Here is a 19,790-nt window from a genome sequence, read left to right as displayed (position 1 = left end):
GAAATGTCCACCATGATCCGCGATACCTCTTCCCAAGACGCCGTACTGTCCGCCCCGCCGGGACAGCGCCACAAGCGACGCGCCCTGCTGCTGGCCGGTGCCGTCATCGTCATCGGCGCCGCCATCGCTGTCGTGGCCGGCTGGCGCAACAGCGAGCATTCCGTCAACAGCAGCCGCCTGCGCATCGCCGACGTCACGCGCGGCACCCTGATCCGCGACGCGGCCGTGAATGGCCGCGTGGTGGCCGCCATCAGCCCCACCCTGTATTCGACCACCGTGGCCACCGTCACGCTGAAGGCGAAGGCGGGCGACACGGTCAAGAAGGGCGACATCCTCGCCGTGCTGGAATCGCCCGACCTGTCCGACGCATTGAAGCGCGAACAATCGAGCGTGCAGCAACTGGAAGCGGAAGTGGCGCGCCAACAGATCCTCGCCAAGAAGCAGAAACTGCTGGCGCGCCGCGAAGCCGATACGGCCGAAATCGAGCGCCTGTCCGCGCAGCGCACGCTGGAGCGCTATGAAAGCGTGGCGCAGGTGGGCATCATCGCCAAGATCGATTACCAGAAGGCCAAGGATGCCTTGAATTCGGCCGATATCCGCAGCAAGCACGCCTCGCAGGCGGCGGGCCTGGAAAGCGAGGACGTGACCCTGGCGCTGAAGACGAAAGCCAATGAACTCGAACGCCAGCGCCTGAGCCGCGACAACGCCCAGCGCCGGGTCGACGAATTGACCGTGCGCGCGCCCGTCAATGGGTTCATCGGCACCCTGTCGGTAGCCAACCGCAGCGTGGTGCAAGCCAACACGGCCCTGATGACCCTGGTCGACCTGTCGCAACTGGAAGTCGAGCTCGAGGTGCCGGAAACCTATGTGGCCGATATCGGCCTGGGCATGCGCGCCGAGATCGAAACGGGCGCCATCCGCGCCACCGGCAAGCTGTCGGCGCTGTCGCCCGAAGTGGTGAAAAACCAGGTGCTGGCGCGCGTGCGTTTCGATGGCGCGCAGCCGGCCGGCCTGCGCCAGAACCAGCGTCTCACAGCACGCCTGCTGATCGATGAAAAACCGAATGTGCTGATGCTGGCGCGCGGCTCCTTCGTCGAAGCCGAAGGCGGCCGTTTCGCCTACGTCGTGCGCGACGGCGTGGCCATCCGCACGCCGATCAAACTGGGCGCCACCAGCGTCTCGGCCGTGGAAATCCTCGACGGTCTGAAGCTGGGCGACAAGGTGGTGATCGCCGGCACGGAAGCGTTCGAGAACGCGGCCCGCGTCTCCCTCAATTAATCAGCTGCACCCATTCCATCCCATCAAGAGGTCCACCATGCTGCGCATGCAAAATCTGAACAAAGTCTATCGCACCCACATGATCGAAACCCACGCGCTGCGCGGCTTCGACATCCATGTGCAGCAAGGTGAATTCGTCACCGTCACGGGGCCGTCCGGCTCGGGCAAGACGAGCTTCCTGAACATCGCCGGCCTGCTGGAAGAATTCACCGATGGCGAATACATCCTCGACGGCGTCAACGTGAAAGGCATGAACGACAATGCCCGCTCGCGCCTGCGCAATGAAAAACTCGGCTTCATCTTCCAGGGTTTTAATCTGATTCCCGACCTGTCGCTGTTCGACAACGTCGACGTGCCGTTGCGCTACCGGGGCTTCAACCGCGCCGAACGCAAGGAGCGCATCGAGGATGCGCTGGCCAAGGTCGGCCTGGCGTCGCGCATGAAGCATTATCCGGCCGAACTGTCGGGCGGCCAGCAGCAGCGCGTGGCGATCGCGCGCGCGCTGGCCGGCTCGCCCAAGCTGCTGCTGGCCGATGAACCGACGGGCAACCTGGATACGCAGATGGCGCGCGGCGTGATGGAACTGCTCGAGGACATCAACGCGCAGGGCACCACCATCCTGATGGTCACGCACGATCCGGAACTGGCGCTGCGCAGCCAGCGCAACGTGCACATCATCGACGGCCAGGTGTCGGACCTGGTGCACAAGGGGCCGTCGCTGGCCAGCAGTCCGGCCAAGGCCGGCAACGCCGCCGCCACTGTCTGAGGATCGCCCATGTTCCAGTATTACTTCCTGCTCGGCCTGCGCAGCCTGCGCCGCAACCCTGCCCTGACGGCGCTGATGGTGCTGACGCTGGCCATCGGCGTGGCTGCCAGCATCTCCACCCTGACCATCCTGCACGTCATGTCGGGTAATCCCCTGCCGCACAAGAATGGCCGCATGTTCGTGCCGCTGGTCGACAATGGTTCTCTCTCCGGCTACACGCCGGGCAACGGGTCGGGCGACAACCAGCTCAGCTACCGCGACGCCGTCAATTTTCAGAACAGCAAAATCGGCGAACGCCGCAGCGTCATGTACGGCGTGGGCGGCGCCATCGAGCCGCAGCGCAAGGACATCGGCGCCTTCAGCTCGCAGGGACTGGCCGCCTATCGTGACTTCTTCCCCATGTTCGAGACGCCGTTCCTGTATGGCCAGCCGTGGAGCGCCGCCGACGACGCGGCCGGCGCCGACGTCATCGTCCTGTCGCGCAAGCTGGCGGAAAAACTCTATGGTGACAACAACCCGGTCGGCCAGCGCATGACACTCATGGGCTTTCAGTACCAGATCACGGGCGTGCTCGACAAATGGGAACCCGTGCCGCGCATCCACCGCATCATCGGCAGCGGCGCCTTCGGCAGCGAAGACAGCTACTTCATCCCATTTACCAGTGCGATCCGCCACCAGACCAGCCATAACGGCAGCATGAGCTGCAGCGGCAACCGCGAACCGGGCTTCCAGGGCACGCTCGATTCGGAATGCACGTGGATGCAGTTCTGGTTCGAGATGGCCAGCGACGACCAGCGCGGCGCACTGCAAAACTACCTGGACAGCTATGCGCAGGAACAACGCAAGCTCGGCCGCCTGAAACGCGCCGCGCCGAACCGCCTGTTCAGCATCGATGAATGGCTGGTGCACCTGCGTGTGGTCGGCAATGACAACAAACTGTCGGCCTGGCTGGCCTTCGGCTTCCTGGCCCTGTGCCTGGTCAACACCATCGGCCTGCTGCTGGCGAAGTTTTCCGTGCGCGCTTCCGAAGTGGGCATCCGCCGTGCGCTGGGCGCCTCGCGCAGCGATATCTTCCGCCAGTTCCTCATCGAGACGACCGTCATCGGCCTGGCCGGCGGCGTGCTGGGTCTGCTGCTGTCCTTCGGCGCGCTGGCACTCATCGGCATGCAGTCGAAACAGCTGACCGTCGCCGCGCACATGGATTGGGTGATGCTGGCCATGACCTTCGTCATCTCGGTCAGCGCGGCGATCCTGGCGGGCCTGCTGCCGACCTGGCGCGCCTGCCAGGTGATGCCGGCCATCCAGCTCAAATCCCAATGACAGCCCACATCGCACACGAATAGGACCACCATGGAAATCCGACCCATCCTGTCTGCGCTGATGCGCAGCAAAACCGGCGCCATCCTGGTTGCCCTGCAGGTAGCACTGAGCCTGGCCATCCTCGCCAACGCCCTGCACATCGTCAACGTGCGCCAGGAAGTGGCGGCGCGGCCCAGCGGCGTGGCAGCCGAGGGCGAGGTATTCCACCTGCTGGCGCGCAATCTGCGTCCGCAGGGGCACAACGAGGAACTGGCGCTGCAAAAACGCTTGGCGGCCGCCGCACGCGCCGTACCGGGCGTGGTATCGGTGGCGCAAGTGAGCCAGGCACCGCTGTCGCGCAACGGCAGTACCAGCGGCTTCGCCGCCAACCGCCTGCAAAGCAACAGCGCCATCAGCGCCGCCGTGTATGCCACGCCCGACTCGCTGGTCAAGACCTGGGGCCTGCAACTGCTGGAAGGACGCGATTTCACGCCGGCCGAAATCACCGAGATCGACCAGAATGTGACGGAGGTATTTCCGCCGCAAGTGATCATCACGCGGGCGCTGGCGAACAAGCTGCATCCGGAAGGCGGCAGCGCGCTCGGCATGCCCCTGTTCCTGGGGACGGGGGAAGATGCCCAGAAATTGCAAGTCGTCGGCGTCATCGAGCGGCTGCAGACTCAGGGCGCGGAGGTAGGCGACCGTGGCGAATATTCGGTCCTGTTTCCCGTACGCCTGACGGGTGACGGCGATGCCCTGCTGACCATCCGCGCCGAACCGGGCCAGCGCGACCGCGTGATGAAAGAAACCGAGCAAGCCATCCGCGCAGCCACGCCGGACAAGCTGATCGTACGCATACGCAGCCTCGACGAAGACCGCGATGTTCGTTACCGAACCGACCGCGCGATGTCCTGGATGCTCATCGCCGTGTCGACCCTGCTGCTGCTGGTGACGGCCAGCGGCATCGTCGGCATTGCCAGCCTGTGGGTGACGCAGCGCCGCAAGCAGATCGGCGTGCGGCGCGCCTTGGGCGCGCGCCGCATCGATATCCTGCGCTACTTCCTGACCGAGAATTTCATGATCACCAGCGTCGGCGTGGCGGGCGGCGTGCTGCTGGCCCTGGGCTTGAACCAGCTGCTGGTCAGCCAGCTGGAAATGGCGCGCCTGCCGCCCGGCTACCTGCTGGCCGGCGCGCTCGTGTTCTGGCTGCTGGGCGTGGGCGCCGTGTACGGCCCGGCATGGCGCGCGGCCAGCATTTCGCCGGCCACGGCCACCCGCAGTACCTGAGCCGCCACCTGAGTGATATGCTGCGCGCATGCCTACCGTACTGATTATTGACGACAATGCCGCCGTGGCCATCGCGCTCGACGTGCTGTTCTCCCTGCACGAGATCGACGCCGTGCGCGCCGCCTCGCCCGAGGAGGGCCTGCAGCTGCTCGAGCGCCACGCCATCGACCTGGTGGTGCAGGACATGAACTTCACGGCCGACACCACGTCGGGCGAGGAAGGCAGCGCGCTGTTCCACGCGATCCGCGCGCGCTACCCCGACCTGCCCGTCATCCTGCTGACGGCATGGACCCAGCTCGACGCGGCCGTCGACCTGATCAAGTCCGGCGCGGCCGACTACCTGGCCAAGCCATGGGATGACCGGCGCCTGATCGCCAGCGTGCGGAATCTGCTGGAACTGGGACAGGCCAACCGCGCGCTGCGCCAGCGCGTGGTGGCCGAGCAGCGCCAGCGCCACGCGCTGGAACACGACTTCGACTTGCGTGGCATGGTGTGGCAAGACCCGGCCACGGAAAGAGTGGTGCACCTGGCGTGCCAGGTGGCGCGCGCCGACGTGCCCGTGCTCATTTCAGGGCCGAACGGCAGCGGCAAGGAACGCATCGCCGCCATCGTGCAAGCCAATTCCCAGGTCGCCAGCGGCCCCTTCGTCGTGCTCAATTGCGGCGCCGTTCCCGTGGAGCTGATCGAGGCGGAACTGTTCGGCGCCGAGGCGGGCGCCTACACCGGCATCACGCGCGCGCGCGACGGCAAATTCGACGCGGCCGACGGCGGCACGCTGTTCCTCGACGAGATCGGCAACCTGCCGCTGGCCGGACAAATGAAACTGCTGCGCGTGCTGGAAACGGGACGCTTCGAGCGCCTCGGTTCAAACCGCGAACGGCAAGTGAAAGTGCGCGTCATCAGCGCCAGCAACGCCGACCTGCCGGCGATGATTAAGGCCGGCACGTTTCGCGAAGACCTGTTCTACCGCCTGAACGTGATCGAACTGCGCCTGCCGCCTCTGGCCCAGCGCCCGCTGGACATCCTGGTGCTGGCACAGCATTTCCTGGGCAATGAAAAAACCCTCGACGCGCAGGCGCAAGCCACCCTGCTGGCCCACGGCTGGCCGGGCAATGTGCGCGAACTGAAAAACGTCATGCAGCGCGCCAGCCTGCTGACGGCCGGTGCCGTGATCCGCGCGCAGGAAACGGGCTTGCCGCTGGCGGGCGTGCCGTCGCTACGCGCGCCGCAGGATGCCGCCGCGACGGAACCGGACCGCGACAGCGTCACCGCGGCGCTCGCGCGCGCGCACGGCGTGGTGGCGCAGGCGGCGCAGGAACTGGGGCTGTCGCGCCAGGCGCTGTACCGGCGCATGGAGCGCCTGGGCATCGCGCGCGGCTGATGGCCTACCGTCCCATGCGCCTTTCCCTGCTCACGCGCTGGACGGCGCTGATCGTCACCTTGCTGGTACTGGGCATCGTCATCGCCCTGCTGCTCGCGCATTTTTTACCCGGCCAGCCGCTGCTGGTGCTGGCCGGTACCCTGCTGTGCGTGCTGCCGGTGGCCGTCATCACCATCCGCGCGCAGCTGCAAGCGATGCTGTCGCTGTTTCGCGCCTTGAGCGGCACGGTCGCCAGCTACCAGGACGGCGATTTCGGCTTCAGCTTGCGCTGGCCGCAAAACGATGAACTGGCCGACCTGGTGGCGGCCCACAATGCGCTGGGCGACGTGCTGCGCAAGCAGCGCCTGGACCTGGTGCAGCGCGAACTGCTGCTCGACACCATGGTGCAAAACACGCCGGTGGCCATGCTGCTGGTGGCCGAGGGCAGCGCCATCGTCTACGCCAACCTGGCGGCGCGCCAACTGCTGCACCACGGCCGCCGGCTCGAAGGGCATCACCTGGCCGACATCGTGCGCGAGGCATCACCGGCCCTGGCCGAGGCGCTGGCGCGCCGCAACGACGGCTTGTTTACCAGCGGCGAAGGGGAGCAGGAAGAGGTATATCATCTGGCGCGGCGCAGCTTCAGCCTGAACGGGCGCAAGCACGAACTGCTGCTGTTGCGCCAGCTGACCCTGGAACTGCGCCGCCAGGAAGTGCAGACCTGGAAAAAAGTCATCCGCGTCATCAGCCATGAACTCAACAACTCGCTGGCGCCGCTGGCCTCGCTGGCCCATTCCGGCGCCGAGCTGGTGCGCCGCGGCCAGACGGAGCGCCTGCCGCAGATCCTTGCCACCATCGAGGAGCGCACGCGCCACCTGGAAACCTTCATCCTCGGCTATGCGCGCTTTGCCAAGCTGCCCGCGCCGCGCCTGGCGCCGTGCGAATGGCAATCTTTCCTCGACAGTCTGGCCTCGCAAGCGGCCTTCACGCTGGACGGCCCGCCGCCCGCGCAGGCGGCCGTGTTCGATGCGGCGCAAATGCAGCAGGCGCTGCTGAACCTGCTGAAGAATGCGCTGGAATCGGGCTCGCGGGAAGAACATATCGGCCTGCACGTGAGCCAGGCGCATGGCCAGCTGCGCATCGAAGTGCGCGACCGCGGGCCGGGCATGAGCGGCGCCGTGCTGGAAAACGCGCTGGTGCCGTTTTATTCCACCAAGCGCAGCGGCACGGGACTTGGTCTGGCCCTGGCGCGCGAGATCGCCGAAGCCCATGGCGGGCGCATCACCCTGGCCAACCGCGAGGGCGGCGGCCTGGCCGTGACCTTGATTCTTCCTTTGCTGGACAGAAACTAGTTCCTCGGGTAACGATTTTTAAAGCACACTCTCGGCAATTATTTTACGGTGCAATATTGACAATTAGAGTTTTTAATTACTTAACTATTTGCGACGCATGCCCGTATGTTAGAAATAAGCTATTTAAGTTTGCATAATGATATAAAAATAGCTGATTGACAATGAAATGTCTTGGCGATAATTTATCAACGCGGTACGGTTTTTTTGAAACATTAATCGTTTTTTCGCGGGGATAAACATGAAACTAAAATCACTCATCGCAGCGGCGGTACTGAGCGCTGCTTCCATCGGCAGCGCCAGCGCCGCCGCCTACACCGTCAACCTCGTCAATACCACCGGCAATCTGTGGACCAGCGGCTTCAACGCCGTGCCCAGCCCGCTTGGCGACTTCACGGATACCTTCACGTTCACACCCAATGCGACGTTCGGTTCCACCGCGCAAGCCTTCCTGGCCAACCTGTCCGTCACGGGCTCGGACGGTTCCTCCATCAGCTTCAGCAGCGCCGACCTGAACGGCATAGGACTGACCGGCTTTGGCGGGCCCACCGTCTTTGGCTATGCCCAAGGCGAAGTCCTGGCACCCACGAGCATTCTGTTCAATGGCCCGCTGGTCCTCACCGTCATGGGCAACACCAAGGGCGGCAGCTATGGCGGCGTCTTCAACCTGAACCTGGCTCCCGTTCCTGAACCGGAAACCTATGGCATGCTGCTGGCCGGCCTGGGCGTACTGGGCTTCCTGGCACGACGCCGCAAGCAAGCTTGAGCGCACCACCCAAAAGACGCCACGGCGTCTTTTTTCATGTGGCTGCTACACTGGCGGCATGACGACCGATTTTATCTCCACCAGCCATACCGCTTTCAGCCACCCTGGCCACCCGCCCGCCACCACCACCGAACACCGCGGCATCCGCTACCTGCACCTGGGCACCAAGTGGGTACAGGGCGCCATGCGCCTGGACAAGCCCGACGCCATCGAACTCGAATACGTGCAGATGATGATGATGTGGATGCTGTTCAAGACGCAGCCCAAACGCATCGTGCAACTGGGCCTGGGCAGCGCCGCGCTGACCAAGTTCAGCTACCGCCGCTTCCCCGACGCCACGGTCACGGCCATCGAACTCAATCCGAACGTGATCGCCATCTGCGGCGCCCAGTTCGCGCTGCCGCCGAACGATGCGCGCCTCGACGTGCGCGAAATGAACGCGCTCGACTTCGTGCTCGACCCGGCCAACCATGGCACGGTCGACGCGCTGCAAGTGGACCTGTACGACGAGGACGCGCGCGGCCCCGTGCTCGACACGCCCGAGTTCTACCAGGCTTGCTTCGACTGCCTGACGGACGACGGCATCATGTGCACGAATGTCTTCGGCGACTTTCCCAACTACGACAAGAATTTGCAGGCGATGGAACTGGTCTTCGACGCCGTCGTCTGGGTGCCGGAAATGGAAGATGAAAACATCGTCGTCCTGGCCTTCAAGAAATCGCCATCGCTCGACTTCAGCGATTTATACGAACGCGCCGCCACCATCAAGAAGCAGTTCAACCTGCCCGCCAAGAACTGGGTCAACGGTTTGAAGCAGTGGATGCAGGACCAGCAGTAAGCCATGCGATCTCATTCCAGGACGGGCTGCCAGTTTCCTGCGGCGCGATAAAACCCCAGACTCTTGGCGCCGTTGAAGCGCGCGGCCGTCATCAGGCCAGCGAGCTCGCTGGCGATCAGCAGGTCGCCCGATTGCGCATCCCTGGCGATCTGCCTGGGCGCCAGTTCCACGTCGCGCAAAAACGTCCGCGTGAAGTAGATGATGTTGCCCTTGTCATCTTTTTCCGCGATTGAACGTTCGAGGTCCACCGTCTGTACGTGTTGCGCCGCATTCACGATGTAAAACGGCTGCTCCACCGCTTCACCGCCCGCCATGATGCAGGCGGGGACGAGCAATTCCACGTCCTGCCCGGCGGCGCCGGCGAGGAACCCGGCCAGGCGGGCCGAGACCAGCGGCACCTCACCGAGCAACCACAGGCAGTCATGCTTCAGTAGCCTTTCCCTGGTGCAGACGAAATGCACGGGGGGCCGGTCCATGCCGGGCGGGAAAGGCGCCCCCTGCAGCAGCGCCAGATAGTCGAAGTTCGATCCAGCCGTCTCATACGATCCACGCTCCTTGTCGTAGGAGCCGGCCAGTTTGTCATGGTAGTCAACCGGGGCTTTCCAGCTCAGTATCATGGGCAATCCTCTTCCTCGTCCTGGCAAAGGCCTATTGTGCCCGCTTCGCCTGTCCAGCCGCGCCAGCTTGCGCAAGCAGCGCGCCCAGGCGGCGCGCCAGGCCATCCATGTGCTCGGCCGGCACCTGCGCATAACCGAGCAGGAAGCCGTTCCAGCCGGCGCCCTCGCCCGTGCCATGCGCGGACAGCGCCAGCGCCACGATGCCGTCCTGCGCGGCGCGCCGGCTCAGCGCCAGATCATCCCATGCGCCATCGTGAAAACGCAGCGCCAGGTGCATGCCGGCCGTGCCGCCATGGATGGCCGCGCCGCCGCACGCATGGCGCTGCAAGGCCTCGCTCAAGGCGTCACGGCGCTGCCGGTACAGGCGGCGCATGCGGCGCACGTGACGCGCAAACAGGCCGCTGCGCAGGAACTCGGCCAGCGCCAGCTGCTCGGCCACGCGGCCCCGTGCGGCGCCCTGCGCCTGCATCTGCGCGAAGGCCCCCGCCAGCGCGGCCGGCACGACGATAAAAGCCAGGCGCAAGGCGGGAAACATGGTCTTGCTGAAGGTCCCCAGATACACGACGGGCGCGTCGGCCACCAGGCCCTGCATGGCGGCCAGCGGCGGGCCGCCATGGCGAAATTCGCTGTCGTAATCGTCTTCGATGATCAGAGCGCCCGCGGCACGCGCGCGTTCGAGCAGCGCCATGCGGCGCGCGGGACTGAGCACGCTGCCCGTCGGATACTGGTGCGACGGCGTCGTGTAGATCAGGCGCGGCGGCGTCACGCGCCAGTCGTCATCCGTCGGCGCGATGCCATCCATGTCGACGGCGATGCCGGTGACCTGCAGGCCGGCGCCACGGCCCGCCGCCAGCGCGCCGCCATAGCCGGGATGCTCGATCCACAAGGTATCGCCCTGGTCGGCAAAGGCGCGCAGGCAGATATCGAGGCTGCTTTGCGTGCCATCCGTGATGAACACCTGGCCCGCATCGCAGACGACGCCGCGCGCGGCGCGCAAATGCTCGGCGATGGCCATGCGCAGCTGCGGCTCGCCTGCCGGATCGCCGTAATTGAGCTGGCGCGGCGTCAGCGCGCGCCACGCGCGGTCCAGCATGCGCCGCCACTGCGCCAGCGGAAATTCGTCGAGCGCCGGCACGCCAGGCGCGAACGCACCCATCGCGTCGGCGGGAAACACCAGCGCCGCATTCACATCCTGGCCCGCCACGCCGCGCAGATGCCGGGCGCGACGCGACAAGCCATCCTGAGCGCCGCTCACCGGCGATGCCACCGCAACGCCGGCGCTGCCGGCGACGACGGTGCCGCGCCGGTCCGGCAAGACAAACCCTTCGCTGGCCAATTGCTCATAGGCGTACAGCACGGTATTGCGCGCCAGTCCCAGTTCCGCGGCCAGCACGCGCGTGGCGGCCAGCCGCGTGCCGGGCGCCAGCTGGCCGCTGCGGATCGCCGCGCGCAGGCATTCGTGCAGCAGGCGCTGGCGCGGCCAGCCCCGTTCGCGGTGCGTGCGCTCGAATGCATTCAGCAGCAAAGCGAAATCCATGCGCCTTCCTTCATCGTGGCTCTATATTATTTATCAGTTCTGGATCTTTTTTCAGGGCCAGATGCCGATTATAGTGCGGCCTGTCTCTTCAACCAACCGGATTTCCGCCATGACCGCTACCGCCCTGCCTCCCAGCCCCCGTACCCGTGTGCGCCGCCTCGCCGAACTGGCCAGCTACGAGCAAGCCGCCCTGTACGCCATCGTCGACGCGGCTTATCTGTGCCATATCGCCTTCCGCGACGAGCATGGCAGCCATTGCATCCCGACCGCCTGCTGGCGCATCGGCGGTCACCTGTACATCCATGGCTCGAACGGCAGCCGCATGCTCAAGCAGCTGCTGCGCGATACGGACGTGTGCGTGACGGTGACCCATCTCGACGGCCTGGTATTGGCGCGCTCCGCCTTCAACCACACCATGAACTACCGCTCGGCGATGGTGTACGGGCAGTTTGAAAAAGTAAGCGACATCGGCCAGCAGCATGCGGCCATGGACGCCCTGATGGAAAAGCTGGCGCCGGGACGCCTGGCGCACGTGCGCGGCGGCAGCGCCAAGGAATACGCGGCCACCACCGTGCTGCGCATCGCGCTCGACGAATGCGCCGTCAAGCAGCGCAAGGGCGGCCCACTGGACGACGCGGGCGACATGGCGCACGTCGTCTGGACGGGCGAACTGCCGTTTACGCACGGCCGTGGCGCGGCCATCGCCGATGCGCTCAATACCAGCGCCATGCCTGCGTATGCCGCCGCATGGGGGACGGAATCCGCTTGACCGGTCGGCGTGCTTGCCCGATGATCGGCATTGATGGCGATCGCCACCAAGTTACCAACCGATCCAATCACGCATGGAGCATATGATGATGAAGCGAGTATCCCTGGCCGCGGCCCTGACGGTCATGCTGGCCTGTGGCGGCAGCGGCGCGGCACTGGCCGCCGACACGGGCGACGCGGCCCTGAAGGCGGCCATCGCCGGCAGTGCGCGCACGCCGGCCAACGCGCTGCGCGACAGCGCACGCCACCCGTATGAAACGCTGACGTTCTTCGGCATCAAGCCGACCATGACGGTGGTGGAACTGGCGCCCGGCGGCGGCTGGTACACGGAGATCCTGGCGCCCTACCTGCGCGAGCACGGCAAGCTGATCGCCGCCGGCAACGACCCGCAGTCCGCCAGCGAAGGCGCACGCCGCGGCGCGGCGCGCTTCCAGCAAAAACTCGACGCCAATCCGGCCGCATTCGGCAAGGTGGAAATCGGCGCCTTCGCACCGCCCACCACCTACCGCATCGCGCCCAAGGGCACGGCCGACATGGTGCTCACCTTCCGCAATATTCACAACTGGATACCGATCGGCGAAGCAGGCATGCAGACCCTGTTCAAGGAAGTGTATGACAGCCTGAAACCGGGTGGCGTATTCGGCGTCGTCGAGCATCGCCTGCCGGCGAACAAGGCGCAGGACGCCACGGCCAGCAGTGGCTACATGCACGAAGCGTATGTGATCAAGCTGGCCGAAGGCGCGGGTTTCAAACTGGCGGCCAAGTCGGACATCAATGCCAATCCGAAAGACACGGCAGACCATCAGGGCGGCGTCTGGGCGCTGCCGCCCACCTACGCCAACAAGGATGTGGAACGGGCCAAATACACGGCCATCGGCGAGAGCGACCGCATGACCCTGAAGTTCGTCAAGCCATAATGTGCAGAAGGCCACCTCACGGTGGCCTTCTGATTCCTGCTTTACTTCTTGCCTTCCTTCGGATTCACCGGCACCAGGCTCAGGTCCTGGAAGTCATAGCTGAAATCCGTCTCGGCCGACACGGGCGCCATCTTGACCCGGTCAATGCTGCCATCGGGATTGAGCGAGAACGTCACGTAGGCGTCGGCGTTGAAATTGCGCTCTTTCCAGCGCACGATGAAGGTGTCGTGCTGCCAGTGTTCCAGCTCGCCCGTCAGGTCCGGCGTGCGCGTGAAGCTGAGGAGGTGTTTTTTCCCCTCCGGCTTGATCACGACCTTGCCATACCAGGCGTCTTCATATTCGCCGTCATACGCCGCCAGCGGCAGCGAAGGCTGCGATTTGGCCGCGCGCGCGCTCGACGCCTTGCCCTGCTTTTTCACCTCTTCCGCATGCTGGTCCTGCTCCACCTTGGCCACCAGCGCCAGCCAGTCCGACGGCGCGGCCTGCAGGTAATGGTCGAGGATGCGCCATTGCAGCGCCGTCATGGAACCGCCATTTTCCGCATTGGTCAGGATGGCCACGCCCAGTTTCGCTTCCGGCACCATCACCACGCGCGAATAAAATCCCTGCAGCGCGCCGCCGTGCATGGCGACCTTCATGCCCTTGTAGTCGCGCAGCTGGAAGCCCAGTCCATACGCGCTGAAGTTCGGTTTCGTCGCGGCCAGCGCCGGCTTCGGCTCGGGGATATTGATCGGCGTTTGCGCCGTCCACATTTCGCGGCCCTGCTTTTCGCTGAACAGGCGCGCTTCCTTGCCCTCCTTGTCCTTCACGCCGGCGATCTTGCCGCCGTCGAGCAGCACCATCATCCACTTGGCGATATCTTCCGCATTCGTGTTGATGCCGACGGCGCCCACGGCGTTCGGCACGGGCATGGACTTGACGGCGGCGATCTTGCCGTCGATCTTGCTGTGCGCGCTGGCGACGTCGGACTTGCCTGCATTTTCCGCCAGGCTGGTGGTGGTGCCCGTCATGCCCAGCGGCGCCAGGATGCGTTCATGCATGGCCTCGCCCCAGCTTTTCCCCGCCTTGTCGGCGATGATCTTGCCGGCCACGATATACAGCAGGTTATCGTAGGCATAGCTGTTGCGAAAACTCGTGGCCGGACGGATGTAGCGCAGCTTCTCGATGATCTCGTCGGTGGAAAACGTGGTGGTCGGCCACCACAGCAAGTCGCCGGCGCCCAGTCCCAGGCCGCTGCGGTGCGTCAGCAGGTCGCGCACGGTCATGGCGCCCGTCACGTAGGAATCGTGCATCTGGAAGCCGGGCAGGTGCTTGGTGACGGGATCGTCCCAGGCCAGCTTGCCATCGTCGACCAGCATGGCCAGCGCGGCGGCCGTGAAGCCTTTCGAGTTCGATGCCACTTCAAACAAGGTCTGCGCATCGACGGCGGCCGGCTCGCCCAGCTTGCGTACGCCAAAGCCCCTGGCGGTGACGACCTTGCCATCCTTGACGATGGCGATCGCCATGCCGGGCACGTCGAACACTTTCAGGGCGGTGGCGACGTCGCGGTCAAGATCGAAGGCGGGCGCGGGTGCCGGTGCGGCGGCAGCAACGGGGGCGGCGTCAACGGCCAGCGCCGGCACGGCGATGCTGGAAAACGCCAGCACGATGGCGGCGGCGAGGCGGTTCATGGTATGCATGGTCAGGATGTCCAAGGAAGGTTCAATGCGCTTGCGCGGCCATCAGTTTATCGACGCTTTCCTGCGTCACCGGGTGGTAGCGTTCGCGCGCCTGCGCATACACATCCTTGGCCCAGGCATGGCCTTGCGGCGTCTTCATCAAGGCGCCGTACAGGGGCACGACGAACTTCTGGCGACCCACGCTCAGCAGGAATGCCTGCAAGGGCTGGCGCACGTCGTAGCCGGCATTCACGGAAGCCAGATAGAAGCGGTAGGCCACTTCATTGTTGCCACTCTTGCCCACGCCGTAGACCTGGTCCAGTTCGCGCAATTGCGCCGCGCTGGCCTTGTTGTTGATGTCGTTCAGGAAGTGCATCGATTCGATGGCGATCCACTTGTCCATGCCCAGGTCTTTGGTGGACAGCTCGCCCTTGAGCCAGGCGTCGCGGTGCTGGTCGAGCAGCGCCAGGCGCGGCGAGACGACGCGCTGCGCGCTGGCCGGCACGCCCGTGCCATACAGCCATTCATCGAGTTCCGCCGGCGGCATCACGTCCGGGTGCTGCGCCAGCAGGTTCTTGCGCAGGTAGGCGATGAACTGCTCCGTCGTCACGCTCTGGAACGCGTGCTGGTCGAACCAGCCGCGCAGGAAAGGATCGAATACGGCGCGGCCGGCACGGCGCTCCATGGTGGCCAGGAACCACGCGCCTTTCGGGTAGATGATGCCGTCGTCCGTGTACGTTTCGGCCGGATTGGCATCCGCATCGCGCGTGATCAGCGCCGTTTTCGCCGCCGGCAGTTCCTTGATCGAGGCGGCCAGTTCTTCCTGGTCGACCTGCACGCCCATCTGCGCCACGTCGCTGCCATACAGCTGTTCGACGATGCGCGTGGTGACGTAGGTGGTGAAACCTTCGTTGAGCCACATGTGCTTCCATGACGCGTTGGTGACCAGATTGCCCGACCACGAGTGGGCCAGTTCATGCGCGATCAGGTCGACCAGGCTGCGGTCGCCCGCGATCATGGTCGGCGTGAGGAAGGTCAGGCGCGGGTTTTCCATGCCGCCGTAGGGGAACGATGGCGGCAGCACGATCATGTCGTAGCGCCCCCAGCCATACGGGCCGTACAGCGCCTCGGCCGCCTGGATCATCTTTTCCGTGTCGGCCAGCTCGTACTCGGCCGCCTTGATGCGCGGCGGTTCCGCATACACGGCCGAACGGGGACCGAGCTTGCGCACTTCCAGTTCGCCGATGGCGATGGCCAGCAGGTACGAGGGAATCGGCTGCGGCATCCTGAATTTCCAGCCGCCCTTGCCCGTCGCCTTTTCGTCATTCTCGGCGCTCATCACGACGCGCATGCCGCTTGGCGCCTCGATGCGCGCGCTATACGTAAAACGCACGGCTGGCGTATCCTGCGACGGCACCCACGAGCGGGCGTTAATGCTTTGCGACTGGCTGAACATGAAAGGCAGCTTGCCCGACATGGTTTGCTGCGGCGTGAGCCACTGCAGCGCGATGGCGTTCGGGGCCGTGTGATAGTAGACGCGCACCTTGCCCGGCTGGCCGGTGGTGGTGATGCGCAACGCCTGGCCCTTTTCCGGGTCGGCCTTGTCCAGCTGGTATGGCGCCATCTGCCACGTGCCGCGCTTGTCCTGTACCTGCACCTTGGCGATCGACAAATCGCGCGTGTCGAGCACCAGAGTGCGCGCCGCCGGATCGATCCAGTTCAAGGACAGCTCGGCATAGCCGGACAGGGTCTTTTGCTTGAAATCGGCTTTCAGGTCCAGCTGCAGGTCGCGCGTGCGCACCTGGTCGTAGCGCGCATAGCTGAGGGGGTCGGCGTGCGCGGCCAGGGTCACCTGGCAAAGTAGCGCACAGCCCAGCGCGCGCAGGAAGGTCAAAGTTTGCATGGTCGTCTTTTGAATGATTTGCGAAAGCCCCGGTCCGTGTGCGCCGGGGCGTCGCGCAGAATAGCACTTCCGGCGCAGGCCGGCAGAAAAAAGCGCCGGACTGGCCGGCGCTGTTTCCCTATTTTGCTTCCGGCCTGACCTCGGTCTTGGCCTCGGGCGTTTTCAGCGGCGTATTGAAATCCTTCATCAGGTTGTTCTTGTCGCGGTCCAGCTTGAACAATTCCAGGCGCGATGGCGTGATTTTTCTCGGCCAGGCGTTGTTGCTGGTGTCGATGTCGGCCGTCTCCCAGTACGGGTCCTGCACCAGGCCCACCATCGGCTCGTCCGTGATGATGACCTTGCTGATCTTGTGCGGCGCATAGCGCCACACCTCGGCCGGCACGCGCTCGATGATCTTCTTGCCGCTTTTGAGTTCGATTTCCAGGATCAGCGGCATCACCAGGCCGCCCAGATTCGAAAAGTCGACCAGGTACAGGTGCTTGCCCATGTTGCGCTGTTCCAGCAGCTTTCTCTCCCACGGCTCCAGCGTTTCCTGCTCTTCCGCATAGCTGTTGCGGTCCTTGTTGGTGACCGTGAATTCATCGTGGCGGTTATAGAAATCCTTCAGCGCCGGATCGACGTCGACCTTCTTCGGCAGCGCCTTGTTGCGCTGGTCCGAGATCGAGATGGGCTGCGCCGCCTTCTGCGCCTTCTTCCACGCTTTCTCGACTTCCGGATTCTTCGTGCTCACGCCATATTCGCTGATGCCGTCGATGCTGATGTCGACCGCGTCGGTGGTATAGAACCAGCCGCGCCAGAACCAGTCCAGGTCCGTGCCGGAAGCGTCTTCCATGGTGCGGAAAAAGTCGGCGGGCGTGGGGCGCTTGAACTTCCAGCGCAAGGCGTACTGCTTGAAGGCGAAGTCGAACAGTTCGCGACCGAGGATGGTTTCGCGCAGGATGTTGAGCGCCGTGGCCGGCTTGTCGTAGGCGTTCGCCGTGAACTGCAGCAAGGATTCGGAATTGGTCATGATGGGCACCTGGTTCTGGCTGCGCATGTAGTCGACGATCTTGCGCGGTTCGCCATTCCAGGAAGGGAAATGCTCTTCCCACGCCTGCTCGGCCAGGTACTGCAGGAAGGAATTGAGGCCTTCGTCCATCCACGTCCACTGGCGCTCGTCCGAGTTGACGATCATGGGAAAATAATTGTGGCCCACTTCGTGGATGATCACGCCGATCAGGTCGTATTTGGTCGTCTTTGAATACGTGCGTTCGCCCGTCTTCTTGTCCTTCACGGGGCGCCCGCCATTGAACGCAATCATCGGATACTCCATGCCGCCCACGGCGCCATTGACGGAAATCGCGTTCGGATACGGATAGTCGAAACTGTACTTGTTGTATTGCTCGATGGCGTGCACGACGGCGCGCGTGCTGTACTGCTGCCACAGCGGATTGCCCTCGTTCGGATAATACGACATGGCCATCACGCGCTTGCCGCCGCTGTTCAGCCCCTGCGCATCCCAGATGAACTTGCGGCTCGACGCCCACGCCACGTCGCGCACATTGGCCGCCTTGAAGTGCCAGGTTTTCATGCCCGCCGCTTTACCCTTTTCCGCCGCCAGCGCCTCTTCCGGCGTGATCACCAGCAGCGGCGTATCGCTGCTCTTCGCCCGCGCCAGGCGCTCGCGCTGCGCCGCGCTCAGCACGGCGGCAGGATTTTGCAGCTCGCCCGTGGCGGCCACCACGTGGTCACCCGGCACCGTCAGGTACAGCTCGTAGTCGCCAAACTCCAGCGTGAATTCACCGGAGCCGAGGAACTGCTTGTGCTGCCAGCCGACGGCGTCGTAATACGCTGCCATGCGGGGAAACCACTGCGCGATCTGGAAAATCGCGTTCTTGTCGTCTTCAAAATATTCATAGCCGGAGCGTTCGACCAGCACCTTCTGGTCATTGATCTGATACGACCAGTCGATGTTGAAGGTGATGCTCTGGCCGGGCGCCAGCGCCACCGGCAAATCGATGCGCAACATGGTCTGGTTGACGACATACGGCAGCGGCTTGCCGCTGGCCGCTTTCACGGCGGTGAGCTTGAAGCCGCCGTCGAATTCGCGGCCCGCATGGATGGCGCGCAAGTCCTCGAATTTCAGCGCCTCGTCTTCGCTGCCGCTCAACCAGGCCTGGCGCGAGGGGGCACTCAGCACGCGGCGCTGGTCGGCATCCTGGCGCAAGCCATTCTGATCCAGTTGCAGCCACAGATATGCGAGGCTGTCGGGCGAGCGGTTGTGGTAGGTGATCTGCTCGCTGGCCGTGATGGCCCGCCGTGCCTCGTCGAGCGTGGCGCGGATCACGTAATCGGCGCGCTGCTGCCAGTAGGCGTGGCCCGGCGCGCCGGACGCGGTGCGGTAGCTATTCGGCGTGGGCAGCAATTCTTCGAGCTGGCGGAACTTGTCGTCGAAGGGCGCGGCGGCGCACAGGCCGGGCAAGGGAGACAACAAGGTCAAACACAGGGCAAGCAAGCGGACGAGGACCGGCATGGCGCATTCCATCGGGGAGTCGTGAACAGACTGCATTCTAAGTCGAGTCTGTTTGCAGATCGATCATTGTTGTCGAAGTCCCACACACCAGGCCGCGCCGTGCCCCGGCGGTACTGGCGCCGGCGCGGGCATTGGCGTATGATGCGCCTCGAACATTGGGGAGTAGTCGTCCCGCGGTCCTGCCGCGGGAACCTGTATCAACATAATTGGCCCGCAGGCCATGGTGCAGGTGGTTGCAGAACTTGACGAGACCATTGATCCAGGGCGGCCGCACGGGCCGGAGTCGCCCGTGGATCATTGGTTAATTCGTCCGGCCCGCGTACCTCTTGCAATCTCATGGAAGCATTCCTCATCTCCACCGGCATCGTCGGTCTCGCTGAAATCGGCGACAAAACCCAACTCCTGGCCTTTCTGCTGGCCGCCAAATTCCGCAAGCCCGTGCCCATCGTGCTGGCGATTCTCGTTGCCACCGTCGCCAACCACGCGTTCGCCGCCGCCGTCGGCGCCTGGATCACCAGCATGCTGGGGCCCGATGTATTGCGCTGGGTGCTGGGCGTCTCCTTCCTGGCGATGGCCGCCTGGACCCTGATCCCCGACAAGCTCGATGAAGACGAGACGAAGCTGGCCAAATACGGCGTCTTCCTGACCACCCTGATCGCCTTCTTCATGGCGGAAATGGGAGACAAGACGCAGGTGGCGACAGTGGCGCTTGCGGCGCGCTACCACGACATTGTTTCCGTTGTGCTGGGCACCACCCTCGGCATGATGCTGGCCAACGTGCCGGCCGTCTACCTTGGCGACAAGATCGCCAACCGCGTTCCCTTGCGGCTCGTGCACGGCATCGCGGCGCTGGTGTTTGCCGTGCTGGGCGTGGCCACCCTGCTCGGTGCCGGCGCGGCGCTGGGATTTTGAGGCAGCACCACATAATTACTCAT

Annotated in this window: 16 protein-coding genes and 1 riboswitch; of the genes, 11 read left to right on the top strand and 5 right to left on the bottom strand. The window is 64.5% G+C overall.

Features of this window, described 5'->3' with window-relative positions; all coding sequences use genetic code 11:
• Positions 1 to 3 precede the first annotated feature (3 nt).
• From GCN78_RS27265 to GCN78_RS27230, 8 genes are all read left to right on the top strand, one after another.
• Positions 4 to 1,278 (top strand): efflux RND transporter periplasmic adaptor subunit, encoded by a 1,275-nt coding sequence (locus tag GCN78_RS27265; protein ID WP_226939849.1) that lies wholly within the window; start codon positions 4 to 6, stop codon positions 1,276 to 1,278.
• A 37-nt stretch (positions 1,279 to 1,315) separates the two neighbouring features.
• Complete coding sequence (locus GCN78_RS27260) at positions 1,316 to 2,044, top strand: ABC transporter ATP-binding protein (RefSeq protein ID WP_152254489.1); 729 nt, start codon at positions 1,316 to 1,318, stop codon at positions 2,042 to 2,044.
• Between the two features lie 9 nt (positions 2,045 to 2,053).
• Entirely contained in the window at positions 2,054 to 3,364 is a 1,311-nt protein-coding gene (locus tag GCN78_RS27255) for an ABC transporter permease (protein WP_152254488.1), read from the top strand.
• 30 nt (positions 3,365 to 3,394) lie between these two features.
• The gene (locus GCN78_RS27250) at positions 3,395 to 4,630 is read left to right on the top strand and encodes an ABC transporter permease (protein ID WP_152254487.1); all 1,236 of its coding nucleotides are present in this window, start codon (positions 3,395 to 3,397) and stop codon (positions 4,628 to 4,630) included.
• A 28-nt stretch (positions 4,631 to 4,658) separates the two neighbouring features.
• Entirely contained in the window at positions 4,659 to 6,011 is a 1,353-nt protein-coding gene (locus GCN78_RS27245; RefSeq protein WP_152254486.1) for a sigma-54-dependent transcriptional regulator, read from the top strand.
• On the top strand, positions 6,011 to 7,342 hold the full coding sequence (locus GCN78_RS27240) for a sensor histidine kinase (RefSeq protein WP_152254485.1): 1,332 nt from the start codon (positions 6,011 to 6,013) through the stop codon (positions 7,340 to 7,342). The genes GCN78_RS27245 and GCN78_RS27240 overlap by 1 nt, the downstream gene beginning before the upstream one ends.
• A gap of 238 nt (positions 7,343 to 7,580) precedes the next feature.
• Positions 7,581 to 8,105, top strand: a complete 525-nt coding sequence (locus GCN78_RS27235; protein WP_152254484.1) for an FxDxF family PEP-CTERM protein — start codon at positions 7,581 to 7,583, stop codon at positions 8,103 to 8,105.
• A 58-nt stretch (positions 8,106 to 8,163) separates the two neighbouring features.
• A complete protein-coding gene (locus tag GCN78_RS27230) occupies positions 8,164 to 8,943 on the top strand; it encodes a spermine/spermidine synthase domain-containing protein (protein WP_152254483.1) in 780 nt (259 codons plus the stop codon).
• A gap of 11 nt (positions 8,944 to 8,954) precedes the next feature.
• On the opposite strand, the gene GCN78_RS27225 is transcribed toward GCN78_RS27230, so the two are convergent.
• On the bottom strand, positions 8,955 to 9,560 hold the full coding sequence (locus tag GCN78_RS27225) for a hypothetical protein (RefSeq protein ID WP_152254482.1): 606 nt from the start codon (positions 9,558 to 9,560) through the stop codon (positions 8,955 to 8,957).
• Between the two features lie 31 nt (positions 9,561 to 9,591).
• On the bottom strand, positions 9,592 to 11,097 hold the full coding sequence (gene pdxR / locus GCN78_RS27220; protein ID WP_152254481.1) for a MocR-like pyridoxine biosynthesis transcription factor PdxR: 1,506 nt from the start codon (positions 11,095 to 11,097) through the stop codon (positions 9,592 to 9,594).
• 109 nt (positions 11,098 to 11,206) lie between these two features.
• Between pdxR and GCN78_RS27215 the strand changes: the two genes are divergently transcribed.
• Together GCN78_RS27215 and GCN78_RS27210 are read left to right on the top strand one after the other, a co-directional pair.
• Positions 11,207 to 11,866, top strand: a complete 660-nt coding sequence (locus GCN78_RS27215) for a pyridoxamine 5'-phosphate oxidase family protein (protein WP_152254480.1) — start codon at positions 11,207 to 11,209, stop codon at positions 11,864 to 11,866.
• A gap of 85 nt (positions 11,867 to 11,951) precedes the next feature.
• Positions 11,952 to 12,782 carry a class I SAM-dependent methyltransferase gene (locus GCN78_RS27210; RefSeq protein WP_152254479.1) on the top strand — a complete coding sequence of 277 codons (831 nt, stop codon included), beginning with the start codon at positions 11,952 to 11,954 and terminating at the stop codon, positions 12,780 to 12,782.
• Between the two features lie 41 nt (positions 12,783 to 12,823).
• On the opposite strand, the gene GCN78_RS27205 is transcribed toward GCN78_RS27210, so the two are convergent.
• From GCN78_RS27205 to GCN78_RS27195, 3 genes are all read right to left on the bottom strand, one after another.
• A complete protein-coding gene (locus GCN78_RS27205) occupies positions 12,824 to 14,461 on the bottom strand; it encodes a serine hydrolase (protein ID WP_152254478.1) in 1,638 nt (545 codons plus the stop codon).
• 22 nt (positions 14,462 to 14,483) lie between these two features.
• The gene (locus GCN78_RS27200; protein ID WP_152254477.1) at positions 14,484 to 16,343 is read right to left on the bottom strand and encodes a M1 family metallopeptidase; all 1,860 of its coding nucleotides are present in this window, start codon (positions 16,341 to 16,343) and stop codon (positions 14,484 to 14,486) included.
• Between the two features lie 118 nt (positions 16,344 to 16,461).
• Positions 16,462 to 18,855, bottom strand: coding sequence for a M1 family aminopeptidase (locus tag GCN78_RS27195; protein WP_152254476.1), 2,394 nt, complete (start codon positions 18,853 to 18,855; stop codon positions 16,462 to 16,464).
• A 145-nt stretch (positions 18,856 to 19,000) separates the two neighbouring features.
• Positions 19,001 to 19,170: riboswitch (yybP-ykoY riboswitch) on the top strand.
• 21 nt (positions 19,171 to 19,191) lie between these two features.
• On the opposite strand from GCN78_RS27195, the gene GCN78_RS27190 reads away from it, so the two are divergent.
• Positions 19,192 to 19,767, top strand: coding sequence for a TMEM165/GDT1 family protein (locus tag GCN78_RS27190; RefSeq protein WP_152254475.1), 576 nt, complete (start codon positions 19,192 to 19,194; stop codon positions 19,765 to 19,767).
• The last annotated feature ends 23 nt before the right edge of the window (positions 19,768 to 19,790 follow it).

Origin of the sequence: Janthinobacterium rivuli, from assembly GCF_009208735.1 — a bacterium.
In the GTDB taxonomy this organism is placed as follows: Bacteria; Pseudomonadota; Gammaproteobacteria; order Burkholderiales; family Burkholderiaceae_D; genus Janthinobacterium.
This window is presented reverse-complemented; position numbering and strand designations above follow the sequence as displayed.